Annotated in this window: 14 protein-coding genes; 1 reads left to right on the forward strand and 13 read right to left on the reverse strand. The window is 59.6% G+C overall.

Annotated features, from left to right (window positions below; genetic code table 11):
- Positions 1–12 precede the first annotated feature (12 nt).
- From AAY81_RS07885 to AAY81_RS07940, 12 genes are all read right to left on the reverse strand, one after another.
- Complete coding sequence (locus AAY81_RS07885; protein ID WP_066663624.1) at positions 13–810, reverse strand: ABC transporter ATP-binding protein; 798 nt, start codon at positions 808–810, stop codon at positions 13–15.
- A complete protein-coding gene (locus AAY81_RS07890) occupies positions 800–1,834 on the reverse strand; it encodes a FecCD family ABC transporter permease (RefSeq protein ID WP_066663627.1) in 1,035 nt (344 codons plus the stop codon). The genes AAY81_RS07885 and AAY81_RS07890 overlap by 11 nt, the downstream gene beginning before the upstream one ends.
- Positions 1,835–1,855: 21 nt before the next feature.
- Positions 1,856–2,710, reverse strand: coding sequence for a heme ABC transporter substrate-binding protein IsdE (isdE, locus tag AAY81_RS07895; protein WP_066665144.1), 855 nt, complete (start codon positions 2,708–2,710; stop codon positions 1,856–1,858).
- Between the two features lie 44 nt (positions 2,711–2,754).
- Positions 2,755–3,630 carry a heme-binding Shp domain-containing protein gene (locus AAY81_RS07900; protein ID WP_082867928.1) on the reverse strand — a complete coding sequence of 292 codons (876 nt, stop codon included), beginning with the start codon at positions 3,628–3,630 and terminating at the stop codon, positions 2,755–2,757.
- 43 nt (positions 3,631–3,673) lie between these two features.
- Positions 3,674–4,264, reverse strand: coding sequence for a hypothetical protein (locus AAY81_RS07905; RefSeq protein ID WP_066663645.1), 591 nt, complete (start codon positions 4,262–4,264; stop codon positions 3,674–3,676).
- Between the two features lie 206 nt (positions 4,265–4,470).
- On the reverse strand, positions 4,471–4,623 hold the full coding sequence (locus tag AAY81_RS07910) for a hypothetical protein (protein WP_156501508.1): 153 nt from the start codon (positions 4,621–4,623) through the stop codon (positions 4,471–4,473).
- A gap of 170 nt (positions 4,624–4,793) precedes the next feature.
- Positions 4,794–6,302, reverse strand: a complete 1,509-nt coding sequence (locus AAY81_RS07915) for a sensor histidine kinase (protein WP_066663656.1) — start codon at positions 6,300–6,302, stop codon at positions 4,794–4,796.
- A complete protein-coding gene (locus AAY81_RS07920) occupies positions 6,286–6,972 on the reverse strand; it encodes a response regulator transcription factor (protein ID WP_066663659.1) in 687 nt (228 codons plus the stop codon). Before AAY81_RS07920 ends, AAY81_RS07915 begins: the two co-directional genes overlap by 17 nt.
- Positions 6,973–7,090: 118 nt before the next feature.
- On the reverse strand, positions 7,091–8,029 hold the full coding sequence (locus AAY81_RS07925; RefSeq protein WP_066663673.1) for a beta/alpha barrel domain-containing protein: 939 nt from the start codon (positions 8,027–8,029) through the stop codon (positions 7,091–7,093).
- 178 nt (positions 8,030–8,207) lie between these two features.
- Positions 8,208–10,229 (reverse strand): carbohydrate-binding domain-containing protein, encoded by a 2,022-nt coding sequence (locus AAY81_RS07930; RefSeq protein WP_169815806.1) that lies wholly within the window; start codon positions 10,227–10,229, stop codon positions 8,208–8,210.
- Between the two features lie 197 nt (positions 10,230–10,426).
- Positions 10,427–11,131 (reverse strand): DUF4956 domain-containing protein, encoded by a 705-nt coding sequence (locus AAY81_RS07935; RefSeq protein ID WP_066663679.1) that lies wholly within the window; start codon positions 11,129–11,131, stop codon positions 10,427–10,429.
- Positions 11,124–12,023, reverse strand: a complete 900-nt coding sequence (locus AAY81_RS07940) for a polyphosphate polymerase domain-containing protein (RefSeq protein ID WP_066663682.1) — start codon at positions 12,021–12,023, stop codon at positions 11,124–11,126. The genes AAY81_RS07935 and AAY81_RS07940 overlap by 8 nt, the downstream gene beginning before the upstream one ends.
- Before the next feature lie 161 nt (positions 12,024–12,184).
- Here AAY81_RS07940 and AAY81_RS10625 point away from each other — a divergent pair, with 161 nt between their 5' ends.
- Entirely contained in the window at positions 12,185–16,033 is a 3,849-nt protein-coding gene (locus tag AAY81_RS10625; protein WP_205630824.1) for a hypothetical protein, read from the forward strand.
- Positions 16,034–16,807: 774 nt separating this feature from the next.
- Here the strand turns inward: AAY81_RS10625 and AAY81_RS07950 are convergent.
- The gene (locus AAY81_RS07950) at positions 16,808–18,121 is read right to left on the reverse strand and encodes an NCS2 family permease (RefSeq protein ID WP_066663683.1); all 1,314 of its coding nucleotides are present in this window, start codon (positions 18,119–18,121) and stop codon (positions 16,808–16,810) included.
- Between the last annotated feature and the right edge of the window lie 97 nt (positions 18,122–18,218).

The raw sequence follows: 18,218 nt of genomic DNA on the forward strand, positions 1-18,218 counted from the left end.
CAGGTCGCGGCCCTATTTACCCACATTCAAAACAAACGGCTTGCCGTTCACGGACACCACGTCCAAATCGATGCCATACACTTCGCGCAACAGCTCGCCCGTGACGATTTCCTCGGGCGCACCTTGGGCGGCGATGCGCCCATGCGCCAGGGCGATGACCTCGTCGCTGTAATGCAGTGCCTGGTTCATGTCGTGCAGCACCATGATGATGGTCATGCCGTATTCGCGATTCAGCGTACGCACCAGTTCCAAGATGTCCAGCTGATAGCGAATATCCAGGTATGTCGTAGGCTCATCGAGCAAGAGCACGCTGGAGCCCTGGGCCAGGCTCATGGCGATCCACACGCGCTGACGCTGGCCACCCGAAAGGGCAGAAACTGCGCGCTTGCGCACGTCCTGCAGGTTGGTTACGTCGAGAGCCCAGTTCACGCAGCGCTCGTCTTCCTCGATGGCTTCGGCGCGATGCGCCGTGCACGTGCCATGACGATGCGGGAAGCGGCCAAACGAAACCAGATCCTCGACGGTGAGGTCGGAAGGAGCGGTATTCGTCTGATGCACAATGGCCACGAGCTTGGCGAAATCGAACAAGCGCAGGTCGGCTACGTTGCCGCCACGCAGAAAAATCTGACCGGACATGGGCGAGAGGTTCTTCGTAAGCAAATTGAACAACGTCGACTTACCCGAGCCATTCGCACCGATGAGCGTGGTGATACACCCCTCGCGAATGGTGAGCGACAAATCCTCAAACAGCAGGTTGTCGCGCGTGTACCCAAACGTGAGGTCCTGTACGGTGAAAACGTTATGCGCCATAGGTATCACGCGCCCTCCGCAGCAGGAAGATGAACACGGGGCCGCCGACGATCGACATGATCACAGCAGCGGAAATCTCATACGGAGCAACGATAGTGCGTCCCAGCGTATCGGCAAGCAGCAGGCAAAACGCACCCAAGAGCATGGAGTACGGAATGAGCACCTTGTGGCTCGTGCCCACCAGCAGGCGCGCACAATGAGGCACGATCAGGCCCAGGAAGCTAATGGGGCCAATGATGGCCGTGGTAATAGAGGCCAGGAGCACCGCGATAGCCGAAATGGCCAAGCGATTGAGATTAACGTTCACGCCCAGAGAGCGCGCCGTCTTATCTTCCAGGGAAAGCAGGTCGCAGCGCTTGAACACAAGCAGGGAAAGCACCAAGCCAACAACCGCGTACCCCGCCAACGTGGCAAAATCATCCCACGTCTTCATGGTGATGCTCGACTCGACGATGCTCGTAACGCTCGAAGAAACGCCACCCGTGGAGCCGCTTAGGCAAGCAGCAATGCCGGTGAACATGGCACTCACGGCAACGCCCACCAGAATGATGCGCAAGGGGGAGATACGCCCCGCATGCCACGAAAGCGTATACACCATGCCGAATGCCAGAAGGCCACCGCAAAACGCCAAAATGGGCGTGAAGTAGAACAGCATGGGGAAAAACGCTGTTATAAGCACGGCGCAACATTCCGCACCTGCGGAAATACCGATTATTCCTGGATCGGCCAACGGGTTGCGGATAACCGCCTGCAACAGCACGCCGCTGCACGCCAATGCAGCACCGCCCACCAGCGCTATGAAAATACGCGGGAAGCGCAGGTCGTAGATAGTGGCTACGCTATCGTCATACGACACGAACAGACCGTTGATAAGCTGCTCGGGCGACACCTTCAAGCTACCCGTGTTCACTGCCACGAAAAACAGCGCAATGAGCGCCACCGCCGTTACGACAAACGCCGTAACACGCCGCGCCGTGCTGGGCACCTCGGCGCGCGGGCGCCTCTTCTTCGCTAGATGATGCATGCTACCTTCCGGTTTCCGCGCCTAGGCGCTTTCATAGAGATACGTGCGCAATTCGTTGAGCGCATCGGGGTACGAGAACGTGGCGCTCATGCCAAAGTTCGAATAGGTAAGGTCGTACACCCTACCCTCTTGCACGGCCCTGAAGTGCTTCCAGATGTCGTTCGTCTCGAATTCCTGGGCGAACATCTGACGCACGTCGTCGGGCAGAGCGTGGGCGGTACGCAGGATGATGTCGGGGTCGCGCGAAAGCATGTCCTCGGTATTGGCATCGAGGAATTCCTCGGTAGTGCCGGCGTAGACGTTTTCGGCGCCCGCCATCTGCACCAAACTGCCCGCATAGCAGTTTTCCGTGGCAACCATGTACGAGCCGGGAACGCCCATGAGCACCAACACACGCGGTGCGGTGCTGTCGCTAATGGTGGCATTATACGCACGCATGAACTGCTCATATTCCGCGCGCTGCGCTGCCGCCTGCTCTTCACGGTCGAATTTGCGACCCAGGTAATCAATGGAATCGTACAGACCGGCAACGCTGGTAAGGTCGAGGAATATGCACCCTACGTGAATACCCGCGTACTTCGGCTGCAGATCGGACTGCAGCGTATTCGGCGAGATGACGCACGTGGGATGCATACTGGCGAGAAGCTCTAGGTCGGGCGCCATAGCCGTGCCCACCTGAGTAACGTTTGCATAGCGTTCGGGGACGTCGGACGTCGTGGTGGGGATGCCAATAAGATCGAGCTCGAGCTTATCGGCGATATGCAAGCCCGCGGGGCTCGTCATAACGAGCTTGGGACTACCGCCCTCTTCGAGTTCCGGATGCTGGTTCACGCACCCACACAACGACGCAGGCAAGGCAGCCGCGGCACATGCCACAGCTGCCCAGCCAACGAACTTCCTGCGAGAAATGCACAGCAAGATTAGTCCTGATCGCCCTGATGGGGCCCACGGGCTGCGGCGGCAGCGGCAGCTGCAGCAGCATCCTGCTTGGCGCGATTCGGCTTCAGCACCGCAACGTACACAATAATGCCCGCAACGACCACCACAGCCAGGATAATGCCAATGATGAGCGGGTAATTCAGGCTGTCGGCGCCATTGTCGGCAGCGCCGTCCTTAACCTGGTTGCCATCGGCGTTGTACTCGGACACACCCTTAACAGAATCGCCCGAGGTGGAAACGCTGCCCTCCGAAGAGGCGTTAGATTCGGAACCCGTGGAAGCGCTGGAGGAGTCCGCGGAGGCCGCATTCAGCGCGTCTACATCGATGGTCTGGGCAAAGCCAGCGGTATTGCCCTCGGCCAAGTCGGATATCGTCACGAAGAACGTAACCGAACGGCCCATGGGCGTAACGTACATCTCAAAGCGTAGCGTAGGCGTGGTGTTGGCTGCCGTAAGCTGCAGGTCGACCATATTGGTCTCGGCATTGGTGGAAAGCTTTTCCGCCTGCTGCGACGCACCATACGAAGAGCCATCAGCGCTAGCGGCAACGGTAACATCGCCAATCTGATCCGCCTCGTAGAAACGCACTGATACGAGTACTTCGCCGTTGCCCTGATCCTGCACGAAGGCTTCGGGCTGCACGATGCCCGTAACCATGGTGGCACCCAGGGTCTGGCCGCTTTCGCCGCCGCTATCTTCCACGGCACCCGTAACGGGGTTGGTGTAGCTAGGCGTAGCGGTAGCGGTGTAGACCGCAGCGTTTGCCCAAGCGGCACGGGGGCACACAATGGCGAGTGCAACCAAGGCGCATGCGAAGGCGCACGCCGCAAGAGAAGTGAGTTTCACTCGGTGAGTCATAGCTTGATTCCTTTGCAACTAACTTGCGAAAAACGAGACAGGCTTACTGCTCGTTCATCTTCCTACGCGCAGCAACGGCAACGGCGCCAGCGCCAACCGCAAGAACGGCCGCAGCAGGCACGGCACCCGCGGGCAGCTCGTCGCCGGTATTGGGAAGAACGCTACCGCTGGTGGACACGCCAGAGTCCTTGGCGGACGTTGCGATCTGGCCCGTGTCGCCACCCTTGTCAACAGCCTGTGAATAGTAAATGCGCATATCGGCGGAAACAGGACCGCCACCCAGTTCCTTCATGGGAACGATGGTCATGGTCACGCCATACACGGCGTCGCTTTCCGTGGCAGGCACCGTCATGGTGTACTGACGGCTACTGGAACCTTCATTCGTGATGGAAACCTTGCCCGCGCTGCTTGAAAGCCCCTCGATGTAATCGGGGCGGTTGGTGGAGAAGCTCACCGTATACGTGCCATTCGGCAGATTAGCGGTATCGAGCGTGCCGTACGTGCTATCGGAAACCGTAGCAGCTGAAGCAACGCTTACCGGAGCAACGCCCGCCGTACCGGCAACCAACGTCGCAGCCAAAACGGCGGAAAAGGCAACGCGGCCGCCGCGCATAACCATCGACTCGTTATTCATTCGTTCATACCCTGCTTTCTATCGCATAACGGAGCGCGAACCCCGCTCTTATATACACATGGCTATAGTTAGCCCAGCCTTACTAAATGGGTAATTCTACCCCAATCGGTCATGCTGTCTAGCCCGGTTGGACGAACACCCCAACATCACACGCATGCTCCCCATCAAGGAAAACCGCACCCGAAAAGGAGCTCCGCGCACGTACGCTATTTCACGCCATACCAGCCAACGCCCTCCTTCTGCCATCCCAGGCTCGCCAGGAAGTCACGCTCCTCGGCGCTCGTGGTGTAGTGATGGGAACCCGCAAGGGCATTCGGATTGTACAGGCGGTACAGCGCTTGGCCATTGCTAAAAAGCATGCGAATCCATGCTCCAAATGGAGAATGGATGAACGAATACAGCCCGAAAAGACGCCCCACAGGGACCAATTAACGGCCTCTCCTAAAACGGCAGATATGACCTGGGAAAACGCAACGGCGCCCTATCCCACCATACGGGACAGGGCGCCTGCAACAGGTAAGCAAGACTACTATGCGAGCGGCAATTCCACCGTGAACGTCGTACCCTCCGCGGCGCTACTGGCTACGCGAATAGTGCCGCCATGGTCTTCGGCAATGCTCTTCGCAATGGAGAGGCCCAAACCGTATCCGCCCTTGCCCGACGTACGTGCCTTGTCGGCGCGATAGAACCGGTCGAACAGATGCGGCAAGTCATCGGGCGCAATGGGCGTACCACTGTTATGCACTGAAAGGCGACAGACCTGCGAGCGCTTTTCGAGCGTAACGCGCACCGAACCATTCGATTCCGTGTACTTGCACGCGTTATCGACCAGCGTGGCAACCATGCGCATCAGGCGCATCTGATCGCCCTTGACCTCCATGTTGGGGACGATGCTGCTTTCAATGAGCACGCCGCGCTCGAATGCCACGCTCTCGAATTGCAGAGCGACATTTTGCACCACGTCGCTGAAGTCCAAGCGGCTGAGCACGTGCTCTCGCTCCCCATCTTCCATCTGGGCCAGATAGAGCATGTCGTTTACCAGGCCCTGCATAAGGCGCGCTTCGGTTTCCGTGCTTTCGATCCACTGCATCTGAGACGCCACCGTGGCATCGGGTTGGGAGGCAAGAATGGAATCGTTGGCGATGATCACGGTAAGCGGGGTCTTTAGCTCGTGGCTGGCATCGGCGATGAACTGCTGCTGCTGACGCCACGCACGCTCCACGGGGCGTACCGCCCAGTTGGAAAGCAGCACGCTCACGACGAAAAAGGCCGCCAAGGCGCCCAAGCCCGCAAGCAGGAAGGGCCCCAGCAGAGAAAGCGTTCCCTGGCTTACGTACGTATCGGACGCAAAAGCAAGCATGTAGCCCGATTCGGTCTTTTCGATGCGATAGTAGTACCCCAGACCATCGGCATGTCCCTGGGTCATGGACTCGCCCGATGCCGCAAGGGCATCTTGCGCAACGGAAGCAGCCGACGCGAGCACATCGGAATCCATGCCAAGCGTGTCGGAAATTGCGGTTACCTCGCCGCTTTCGGCATCGATGGAAAACGACGACGTTGCCACCATCTGGCTGCCCATGCCGTCGCGACCCATCTGGTTGCCGTCAACGAATTCCGCGCCCGACGGCTGCTGGGACGCATCACCTTCCGTCGCGTTCCCCGACTGCGCGCTCTGCCCAGAATCTGCTTCCGAAGAATTTTCCAAAGTCTGTTCCGAGGGGGTACCCTCCCCCACGTTTCCTGCGGAAACGGAAGTGTTATCCGCGTTAATGGGTTCGACTCCCGCAGGGGGTACGCTCCCCCAATTCGTAGTTCCGCCAGCAGAATTACCCGCCTTCGACTGCGCAACATCGATGCTCACGCGATGCTGCAACGAATCGTACACTTCGCTTACGCGCTGCGAATAATTGGCCACGCCCACGGCAGAAAGCACCGCCACCAAAACGACGAGCACGAACGCCATGTTCGTAACGACGAACTTCCGGCGAAAGCCTTCGAACGCCGTGTTCCCCTTGCGTTTCTTATGCGTCTTCACCATTGTCGTCCCTTAGGCGATAGCCAAGCTTGCGAAGCGTTTCGATATGCACGGACGAACCCACGAAATCGAGCTTCTTGCGCAGAAAGGAAATGTACGCTTCCACGTTATTGTCTTCCGCAGAGGAATCGTAGCCCCACACCTTGGTAATAAGCGTTTCCTTTGACGTAACGCGCGAGGGATTCGCCAGCAGGATTTTCATGATGGAGAATTCCTTCTGCGAAAGGCGAATGCTCTTCGCGCCACACGAAAGCTCGCACGTATCCAGATCGAGCTTCACGTTGCCGAAGTCCAACGACTCGAACACCACATCGCCCTGCCTGCGCGTAAGCGAACGAATGCGCGCAAGAAGTTCCACGGGGGCAAAGGGCTTGGTCATGTAATCGTCGGCGCCGCTGTCCAGGCCACCCACCTTGTCGGCGATGGCGCTGCGGGCAGTGAGCATGAGAATGGGCACGGGATTCTTCTCGCGACGCAGCTGCTGCGAAATCTCGAATCCGTCCTTATGGGGAAGCATCACGTCGAGCACGATGCAGTCGTAGATGCCGCTCTGGGCGTAATACAGGCCCTCTTCGCCATCGTTCACCACGTCAACCTGATAGTCATTGTTACGCAGGATAGTGGCAAGGGCATCAGCAAGGCGGATGTCGTCTTCTACAACCAGTATTTGCATGTCGGTCCTTTCCCCTCATACATATACATCCCTATTGTATCAACGAACCTGAAACGCCCCTGAATACAAGAAGGGGCAGCTAGCATGAGCTAGTTGCCCCATACGCTATGAAGCTAAACTACAGCGCGAAATCGGCTTCGCCGTTGTAAACGGCCAGAGCGTCGTCGACCTCGTAGTCGGCCAGCGTGATGGCGCTGATGGCCTTCGTGAGGCGCACGGCCTCTTCCAGCGAACGCATGTGGATGTTGCGGCCCGTGGCGTTACCGCAGGCGCCGCCCACATGAATCTGATCGTACAGGTTGGACAGGAACTCCTTGGCGTCGGCCTTGGAACCGCCAGCGCACACCAGGCCGGTGCGGCCAGCAGCCTGGGAAGCGATGGCCAGGCTCTGGGCGCTGGTAGCTTCCTCGGTGTCTTTCGGAGGGTTGACCTTCACGAAGTCGGCACCCAGGCACAGGGCGGCACCAGCAGCGCCAGCGATGAGCGCGGGGGCCTTCTCGTCGGCAACGGCCTTGCCGCGAGGATAGATCCACAGGACCACGATCAGGCCATTTGCATGAGCCTGAGCGATGAGCTCGCCAGCCTCGGCCAGCATGGTGGATTCATATTCGCTGCCCAGGTAGATGGTGTAGCCAAGGCCCACGATGTTGACGCCAGCCTCGCGCATGGCCAGAACGGCTTCCAGGTCGTGCAGCTGGGGAGAATACGGATCGTCCTGAGCCGTCTTCACCAGGTTCGTCTTGGAGTTCATCTTCACCAGGAAGTTGATTTCCGGGTAATCGGGAGCATAGCGAGCAATAAGGCCACGCTGACCAGCCAGAACGCCAATGACGCCTTCCTGGCCAATCTGGAACAGATGCTCGGGATCGTTATCGGAGGGATCGATGCCCTCGCCGTAGAAGTCGCCGTTCAGGTGCTCCATCTTCTGGTCGCAGGCGAACAGCATGAGGCGACCGGTGTTGCGGGTTGCCTTCAGATAGTTGTCGATGTAGGTTTCACGGACCTCAGGCATAACGTCGGCAGGGACTTTCACCTGATCACGAGTAATGCTTGGCATGTGGTTCCTCCTTAAGGAAAGGTCATACTGTTACCGATGTAACCAGACCATTGTACGCGATGCCAGCATATCGGGCTGGCTTTTTGCCGAAAAAGGACGCAAAAAGGCGGTTGACCCCAAGGTCAACCGCCCAAGCATGCGGGGCGCTCCTCCCCGCCCCGCATTATGCAAGGAGACGCTATACGGTAGTCGTCTGCGTCGTGCCGGACTGCTGGCCCTGCCCCGAAGAAGCACCGCCATTGGCCATGTCGCCACCACCGCGACCGCCAAATCCGCCGCCGCCATTACCGCCAGCCATGCCGCCACCAGAGCCCATGGTCGTCGTAGCAGCCTCGGTACTGGCCGTTGCCGTGGTAGCTTCCTGGCCATTCACCAAGATGGTGTACTCTTGGCCATCCACCAGGCTTGCGTTGGAAACGACTACATAGCTGAATCCATTGACCGAGGTATAGCTAGCCACCACATTGCCCGAGGAGTCTTCCACGGTAACCGTCGAGCCGGCCTGCCCGCTGGCGCTTACCGCAATGAAGGGCTGCGTGCTATCGCTGGTGAACGCACCGTCCATGCCCGAGTTGCCCACGACGAACGCCGTTCCGCCCGTAATCGTAGCCGTGGACTCATAGTCGATAGCGCCATTATCGCCGCCCGATACGCCCGAGATATACAGCTCGCCCGCGGTCATTTCGATATTGCCGTTGGAGTCCATGCTGTCGCCATCATCAGTGCAGACAAGCGTGGTGGAGCCACCGGAAATCGTGATGTTGCAGGCGCTCGACGCGCCAGCCATGCCGCCTCCGGCATTTCCGCCAGCCATGTCGCCACCGGTAGAGCCGGAGGCATCGGGGGGCGTACCACCCGCGTCACTGGGAAGCTCGCCACTAGGAGCTTCGCCGCTTGGCATGTCACCCGAAGGAGCCGTGCCACCCGCTGCGTCGCCGCTCGGCGCCTGGGGGGCCTCACCCGTCGTCTGGGTGCTATCGGACGTTGCGGCTGTGCTCGTTGCGGTCGTGGCAGTAGCATCGGTCGTCGCGGTATCGGTAGTGGCGGTCGCGGCATTGATGCCATCATCGCTGGAATACACCAGGTTCTCACCGCCCGAGATCTCCACGCACTGGCCTTCCAGGCCCTCGACGCTCGTCTCGACCGTGGTCTGACCGCCCTCGATACTCAGGTTGTACTCGGCATGCACGCCGTCGTCACCTGCGTTGATGACCAGCTCGCCATCCGCAATCTGCACATCGTAGTCGCCGTGAATGGCGTCGCCCTCGACGTCAATCTCCAGCTCGCCACCGGCAATGCGTACGAGCTTGCTCGCTTGAATGCCATCGTCAACTGCGGTAATGGCAATCGTGCCGCCATCGATGGAGACATAGCCCTTGTCATCTTCGTCCGTTTCCGTGGACTTGATGCCATCGGACTGAGAATCGATGGTGATATCGCCATCGGCGATTTGCACGCTATCCTTGCCATGCAGGCCATCGCCCACCGAGGTAACGTCAATCGTGCCACCCGTGATGGTAAGGTCGTTCTTGCTGGAGATGCCGTGGTTCACCGTGGCATTCACCGTAAGCGATCCACTGCCGTTGATCGTAAGGTCGCATTCGCTGTAGATGGTGGCATTCGGTTCGCCATCCTCACCCGTCAGAGTCCAGCCGCTGCCATCGGAAAGCGTGTTGGTGGAACCGCTATCGAGCGTAATGAACACCTTGTCAGCGGTTTGCACGTTAATGCACGGCCCGCTGGAGCAACTCATGGTCACGCCATCAAGTACCAGCTGCACCTTTTCGTCGTCCGCCGCAGCCACCACGATCTGGGCATCGCTTGCGCTACCCGAGATAACGTACGTACCAGCAGTGGTGATGGTCACCGTGGAGCCATCGGCCGTAGCACCCGACCCACTTACCGTGGCAGAGGAATCGCCAAGCGTGATAGTCGTGGCACTCGATGCATCGTAGCTGGCATCGCTATCGCGATTGGAATACTCGAACGTCATCGACGCAGTATCGGCGGCAACGGCTTCCTTGGCATGCGTCGCCGTACTTTCCGTCGTGGTGGTCGAACTCGTGGACGAGCTGGAATCGCTGCTCGACGCAAGCGACGAGAGAGCGGAGCATCCCACCACGCCAACCAGGGCCAACGTGAGACCGGCCACGGCCATGGCGCGCACGGGGTGCGCAAGCGCGTTAAGGCGATCGCGCACCGTGCGCTTCCGCGCAACAGGCGTACGGTTTGCAAACCGGCGGCTTGCCCCCATCGCATGAAACTGTGGGGAATCCACCGTGGGGTACGTACTCGCCGATTCGTGCTCATGCCACGCGCCGCTCGAGCGGTCCTGCGGCTGCGCACTGGTATCCGACATCGAATACCCAGAGCGAGCGTGTTTGGGTGTAGTCATTGTTAGAGCCTTTCCTGGAACATGGTGGGCCTACCGCATTGGACGGTCAGATTGCCGTTACGCGTGCGGATGGCATCGAGCAGCGTCTTCTCTGCGCGCGCATCCTTCAGCGTGACAAGGTATTCCAACTTGTACAGGCTGCCCATGTTGGTAGTACGGGTATTGACGAGTTCGTGCTTGGAAGTGAAGCGCTCAAACAGGTCGTCGAAGAGGTTCGTGTAGTCAATGTCCTCGGGGATGGTAACGGTAAGGGCACGCTCCACGCGTTCGCCCATCTGGCTGCCCAGCGGGGAAAGCACGAATACGATGTTCGCGATGGCCACGATGACCGTGAACACGCACGCCAGCGCCAGGTAGCCCATGCCCGTAGCCAGGCCCACTGCCATGGCCAGGAACACCGAGCCGATGTCCTTTGCGCTACCCGGAATACTGCGGAAACGCACCAAATTGAACACGCCCATAACGGCAATGCCGGCGCCAATGTTGCCGTTCACCAGGCTGATTACCATCTGCACGATGATGGGCAGCAGGGCGAGCGTCACAACGAAGCTCTTCGAATACGAGTGCTTGAACATATAGATGAACGCGATCGCCACGCCAAGCACGAGCGAGACGGCCGAGCAGAGGAAGAAATCGACGCCGGACATTGCCGCAGCCGTCGAATCGGTGCTAGCGGTTAGCACGCTGGTGAACAGGGAATCAAGCACAATGAGCTCCTTTCACGCGACGCGCGACAGGCGCGCCGTATCGGTCTTTCGTCTGAATGCGTTCAAGCGGCTGCTTCTGGTAGATGGGAACGCGCTTGCCACCCACCTGGGCCACCGGCACAAGGGCCGTATAGGCGCCCGCAATCTTCGAACAGGGCTGCGGATACATCCGCAAGTTGGACAACGCGCGCACCAGCCACAGGGGGTACGCCTTCTGGCATTTGATCTCCAGGATGATGTTGCGCTCATCTTCGCCATAGATGAGATGGCCGCCTTCTCCCTGGTCAAACGTCAGGTTCTGATGACGCCACCGCGCGTTGAAGCCGAAGGTGAAGCGAATGTTGCTGCCGTCGATGCTCTTCAGGGACAGGCGATTCACCACGACCATGATGCGCGGACGCAGCTTCGGGTAGCGCGCAATGGTGGCGTCGATTTCGCGCACTGTCTGCAACTTGCTGGGAGACAGCGCCTCCTCGGCATCCAGCGCGCCAAAACTTGCCGCCACGCGCACGGCCTCCCGGTACGACACATCACCTTGCATATAGGCGATGGCCAAGTCGCGCGGAAGCTGCACGCGACGCTTGTACACGATGCCGTCGAACTTCTTCTTGAGCTCCACGAACACCAGGTCGCTCGCCGCTGCGGGACCGTACGACCGAATGCGCAGCTTCTCCTTGTAGAAGGGCTTTTCCATGGAACGATTGATGAGCGTGTCTTCCATCGTATCGAAATACAGGCTCGAAATCGTGCTGCGCGCGTACTGGTCGTCACGGAGCTTATCGCCAATCGCCTGCATGAGCAGGTCGAACTGACGACGCGTGATCACGTACTTCTTTTCCGTGCGCTCGAAGATGGCAATGGGCTTCGGGCTTGGTTTACTTGCATCAGTCATCGTCATTCCTCTCGTTGACTGTACCCGACTCTACAAACCACGCCTTAAAACAGCCTGAATAACAGGCTGTCGCGAAGTCGAAAACCAGCTGTTTACTGCACCTGAACTGTGAAAATGATAGAATTGAGATTGCATTTCACGCGCGGCAATGGGGGGTCGTTATGCACGTACAGTCGCACTTGAATAGTCCGAAGTCACGGGAAGCAGCACGTTCCGCGGTGGGCCTGGGCGCCCTGCTCTGCGCTGCGTTCGCAATCGTGATGATTCTTCTACCGGCATCCGCCTTTGCGGATACCGAACCCGCCACCTCGTATGCAGGGGGCACGGGCACGGCAAGCGATCCGTATCAGATTGCCAATGTGGCCCAGCTGCGCTACATGATGAGCGAGGTGAACAAGCCCGGAGAGCTCTCGGGCGGCACGTACACGCCCACTGCCGCGCAGACGGCCCACTATGCGCTTACCGCCGATATTGACGCATCGAAAGAAACCGCCTGGTCACCCATTGGCTGGGGCGAGCATACGACCATCGGCGAAGGAGACGAACGCGTAGTCGATTACGCGTACTTCTGCGGCACCTTCGACGGCAACGGGCACTCCATCAAGCTCAAACAAATTGGCATCACCGACTTGACCCTGACCTACAAAATGGCGTCACTCTTCGGAGCCACAGCAGCGGGACATAGCGCCACGTTCAAGGATTTCAACCTTTCGGGCACCACCACGGCCGCAGGCGTGGGACAAATCGCCGCAGGCGTGCTGGGCGTTGCGGATGGCAACGTTACGTTCGAAGGCGTCACGTGTTCCGTTGCAGCCACGGCAAACGGCAGTAACGGCATCGCTGGCGGCCTGGTTGGCAAGGCGACGGGGACTCTCACCATCGACAGATGCAAAACCTGCGGGCCCGTAAGCGGTATGAAGGCCGCAGGCGGCATGGTGGGATATGCGCTCGATTGTAACCTCTCGCTGCACGCATCGCGCAACTACCTGGACTTCAACGCCGCAAGCACCAACACGGGGCTCATTAGAGCAGGCAGCGTGGGCGAAAACGCTGGCAACGCCGGCGGGCTTGTGGGCCTCTGCGAGTCGACATCCGCAAGCTCCCCGAGCGAGGTAACCATCAGCGCATGCGGCAACACGGGCACTGTTTCCGCTTCCGCCGCAGGTGGCGGCCTTGTGGGCGCGAATAGCGGATGCAAACTGACCATTTCGAACTGCTTCAGCGCCGCGGAAAACGACTTCGAATACACCGTCATTGGAACCCCCGTAGGTGGAACGGCGTACCTGGGAGGCATCGTAGGACGTACGCAAGGCGGACTATACCGCCTGGCCATCATGAACACCTATAGTGCAAGCCTCATGGGCAAGCAAAGCCAAGCCGACGGGTCCGCTACCGTAGGCGGCCTGGTGGGCCTGGTGGGCGTGGGCGAAGCAGGCAGCGAAATCCGCATTGGGAACTGCTACTTCCGTGGCGACGCAGCCGCAGGCTGGGACGGCGCGCGAGGGGCCAATACCGGAGGACTCGTTGCCCCCACCATCAGCCAATCAAACGCCCTGCCCCTCTCGTTCGACGATCTGAAGCGACAAGGCGCAAGCAAGCTGGGGGCATACTTCAGCGACGGCCACGAAAGCTCAACGCCCAACTACGGATACCCCGTGCTCTATTGGCAGCTGGGCCAGGAAGAGCCCTCCGTGAATCTGGAGGATGCCGATATCTTTTGTTCCGACGAGGATGTTACGTATACAGGCAAAGCGGTTCTGCCCTCCGATATCCGGGTCGTGCTGAATGACACCGAGTTGGACCCCGAGTCCGACTACACGATTACGGGCGCCAACAACATCAACGTGACCACGGATGGCAACCCCGCTACGTTCACCGTTGTGGGTGCAGGCGCCTATGCGGGCACGCAAAGTGGGCCCAATGAATTCAGAATCATAGCCGCCAACCTGGGTACGAGCAATTGCACGTACACCGCCACGAGCACCTGGAACTTCGGCGGCAACAATCTAGTGCGCCCCTCCATCACCATCACCAATTCCGCAGGCGTACAGCTACAGGAGAACGTGGACTATACGCTAGACTGGAGCAGCAACAACACAAAGATCACGGCACCGCTTGGCAGCGTTGACGCGGTAGCCGTGCCCGGAGGCAACTACAGCGGCAGCATGCAAGTTCAATTTGCCGTTGCCGCAGGCCCCGATTCGTTCGCCAATGCAAGCACAGGCACCGAAAACGACCCCTACATCATCGACTCCGTAGGCGCGCTTGCCTACATGCAGTACTGCATCGAAAACGACTTCCCCACCTATGGCTCGGCGCATTACAAGCTGACCGCCGACCTGGACCTAGACACCGAAACCTCGCCCCTGGTGCCCTCCATTGGCATTGCGTCGCCCTTTGCGGGAAGCTTCGATGGCGGCGGGCACACCATCACCATGCATGCAGGCACCACGCAGCCGCTGTTCAATGCCATCACGGGCTCGCCCGGACGAACGGAGGTCAAGGACCTCGTCCTTGAGGGGACCATGTCGCGACCCGCCCTCGCAGAGTCGGTAAACGGTGGAGAGACAACGTTCTACAACGTCAGCAGTAGCGTAGCCGTTTCCGCGTCTGCGGCCGATCTGGGAGGACTCGTGGGCATCATGAAAGAGGGATCGCTCACGTTCAATTCCTGCTTCACGTCGGGGTCTGTTACCAACGGACTGGAAACCGAAGGCGTGGGAGGCATGCTGGGGCGCGCGCTCCCCAACGCGCACGTCGTGTTCCAAGACTGCGCCAACACCGGGAACATTCAAGCGCCCAACGCTACGCGCGTAGGCGGATTGCTGGGCTTTGCAGGCAACGCGAATGGCGAATCCTGCGCAAGCAGCAGCGAGTTTCTGACGTCGTACAACAGTGGAAACATCACGGCACGCGGCATGGCAGGCGGCCTGGAAGGCTGCGGGTACAATGTACGCGTGGAAAGCGCATACAACACGGGATACGTTACCGTATCGGGTCTAGCCGCCGACGGACCGTATGCCGGCGGCCTGGTGGGCTGGGCGACGAGACAGCTTACCGTAAAGCGTGCCTACAACACGGGGCTCGTAACGTACAACGAAGTGGACCTTACGGGAACCGCGGCAGGCGCCATCTGTGGCGACGTTGCCAATGGAAACGCATCCTTCAGCAATACGCACTACCTGGAGCTTTCCTGCACGCAAGCGGCGGGCAGGCTCGATGGGGACGGCATAACCAAGCAAACGTCGGAAGTGATGCAGAGCGTCGACTTTGCCGACACGACGCTAGGCACGCCCTTCCACTTCGATTCGAACAACGTGAATGGCCACTTCCCCGTCTTCATCGCGAACGTTGTGGATCTAACCACCGAAACCGACGTGATTATCAACGTCGTTTCCCCGCAGGCATACACGGGCAAGGCCGTAACGCCCAACCCCTCGGTCATCGTTAAGGGCGTAACCCTGCGCAAGGATGTCGACTACACCCTGCAGTACGTCAACAATATCAACCCTGGCACCGCAACGGTGTACGTCATTGCCACGGGCCACTACTACAAGGGCTCGCGTCTTGCCGCGTTCCAAATCGTGGACTCCAGCGGTACGAGCAAGCAAAGCATGTACCGCCTGTACAACCCGAACGGCGGCGAGCACTTCTACACCGCCAGCACCGAGGAGCGCGATGGGCTGCGCAAACTTGGCTGGAAGTACGAGGGCATCGGCTGGACGGCGCCCGCAACGAGCAACACGCCCGTATACCGCCTGTACAACCCCAACGGCGGCGACCACCACTACACCTCCAGCGCCGAGGAGCGCGACTGGCTGCGAGGGCTGGGCTGGAAGTACGAGGGCATCGGCTGGTACTCCGACGACAACAAGACGACGCCGCTCTACCGCCTGTACAACCCGAACGCCAAGTCCGGGTCGCACCACTACACGACGAGCGCATCCGAGCGCGATGGGCTGCGCAAACTTGGCTGGAAGTACGAGGGCATCGGCTGGTACGGGCTGTAGCTCTACCCCCTCGTTCCGTCCCGGGGCCGGCCCGCGTCCCCCTGCGGGGCACCGCTCCGCTGTTCGCTCGGTTTTTGCCCCTCAACGGGGCAAAAACCATCGCTCATGCGCTGCGCTGCTTCATGCTTTTACTTCGCGCTGCCGGGGCTTCCGAAGGCGGAGCGGAAACTGCGTTTCCGCTCCGCCTTCGGAAGCCCCTTGAGCAGCGCAATAGAATGATTTCAGAGTGCCCCGCAGGGGGACGCGGGCCGGCCCTACAACCGGTGGTTGCGCTACAGCCCGTCCCATCCGTGCGGGACCTCTTGGAAACCGGGAACCCACTTGGGAGCGGTCGCACGGGCGGATGCGCTTCGCTGTCCGCCCTGCTGCGACTAGATTCCGCTCGCCGGTTCGCAAGCTGGAGCCACGGGCGCTCGCTTCGCCTTGCGCCCTGCTGCGGCTGAGTTCCGCCCGCTGGGTCGTGACGTCGCCGTACGGGCGCCTGCGCCCGTGAGGCGATTCCCGATTGGGAAAGCGCGCCCCAAAGCGCGCGCTTCTGGGGGCACAAGCGGATTGGGTAGCGCTGCGGGGCGGGAGATGCCCTTGGGGGCACTCTGAAAGCAAACAAAAAGGCCCAGCTGAGCTGGGCCCGATTTTTCGCCTTGGGCGAAAAATCCAAGTATATGCATGAAGCAGCGAGCGCACGAGCGTAGGTTTCGGCCCGTGCGGGGCCGAAACCACGCGAGCAGCGGAGCGGGTGCCCCCAAGGGCATCCCCCGCCCCGCAGCGCGGACACTAAATCATGAAGAATGCCACCAGGAACGCAGCCGACGTACCCCACATGAGCGGATGTACTTCCTTGAAGCGACCCATGGCGAACATCACAAAGCAGTAGAAGATGAAGCCGAAACCGATGCCGTCGGTGATGGAGTAGGTCATGGGGATGCCAGCGATCGTCAAGAACGACGGGATGGCCATCGCGGGATCCTTCCAATCGATATCCGCAATCGAACTCATCATCAGATAGCCAACAACAACCAGGGCACCGCAGGTAGCGGAGCTGGAAATCATGCCGATGATGGGAGCCAGGAACGCGCACAGCACGAAGCAGATGGCAACGACCACGTTGGAAAGACCCGTACGAGCACCAGCGGCAGCACCGGCGGTAGATTCCGCGTAGCTCGTAATGGAGCTTGCGCCAATCCAGCCACCAACGGCAGCGGCGATGGAGTCGACAACCAGGATCTTGCGCAGGCCGATGATGCGGCCGTTATGCTCGGCGAAACCAGCCTTCTCGCCCACGGCAAACACGGTGCCGATGGTATCGAAGAAGTCGCTCATGATCATACTGAATACGAACATCAGCAGAACGGGCTCCAGGAACACCTGCAGAATGGCAATGGTGCCTTCGGGCGTGGTCTGAATGGGAGCGGCGAAAGCGCTGAAGTCCAGACCGAAATTCCAATCGGTAGGCAGCACGGTAACGCCCAGCGGAATGCCCACGATCGTGGAAATGAGAATGGACCACATGAGGGCACCGCGTACCTTCAGCACGGTAAACCCGATGGCTAGCACGATCGACAGGATAGACACCACGGCCACAGGCTGGCGAATGCTGCCCATGGTGATGAGCGAGGCGCTGCTATCAACGATAAGGCCGCCGCCCTTCAGGCCAATAAAGGCAATGAACAGGCCAATACCGATGCCAATGGCATGCTGCAGGCTGGTGGGAATGGCGTTCAGGATGGCCTCGCGCAGGCCAAACGCAACCAGCAGCAGAATGACCAGGCCTTCCAGCAGCACGCACGCCATGGCTACGCGCCAGTCGACGCCCGTACCCAAGCAGATGCTGTATACGACCACGGCATTCAGGCCCATGCCCGTGGCCAGAGCAACAGGACGGTTGGCAACCAGGCCCATGATCAGCGTCATGATAGCCGCACCGAAGCACGTGGCAGTGAGCGCCGCGTTAAACGACATGCCCACCAATTGCAGCATAGCCGGATTGACGGCGACCACATATGCCATGGTAAGAAACGTCGTCAGGCCGGCTATAACCTCCGTTCGCACACTCGATCCACGAGCGGAAATCTTGAAGAACTCGTCCATTACCCAACCTTCCATTTCAAGACTCTAAAAACGGAGAAATTATAGCCCTATTGTTACGGAAGGGGAACAATACGAATACGCGAAAGCAACCAGAATG

This window comes from Denitrobacterium detoxificans, assembly GCF_001643775.1.
Lineage (GTDB): Bacteria > Actinomycetota > Coriobacteriia > Coriobacteriales > Eggerthellaceae > Denitrobacterium > Denitrobacterium detoxificans.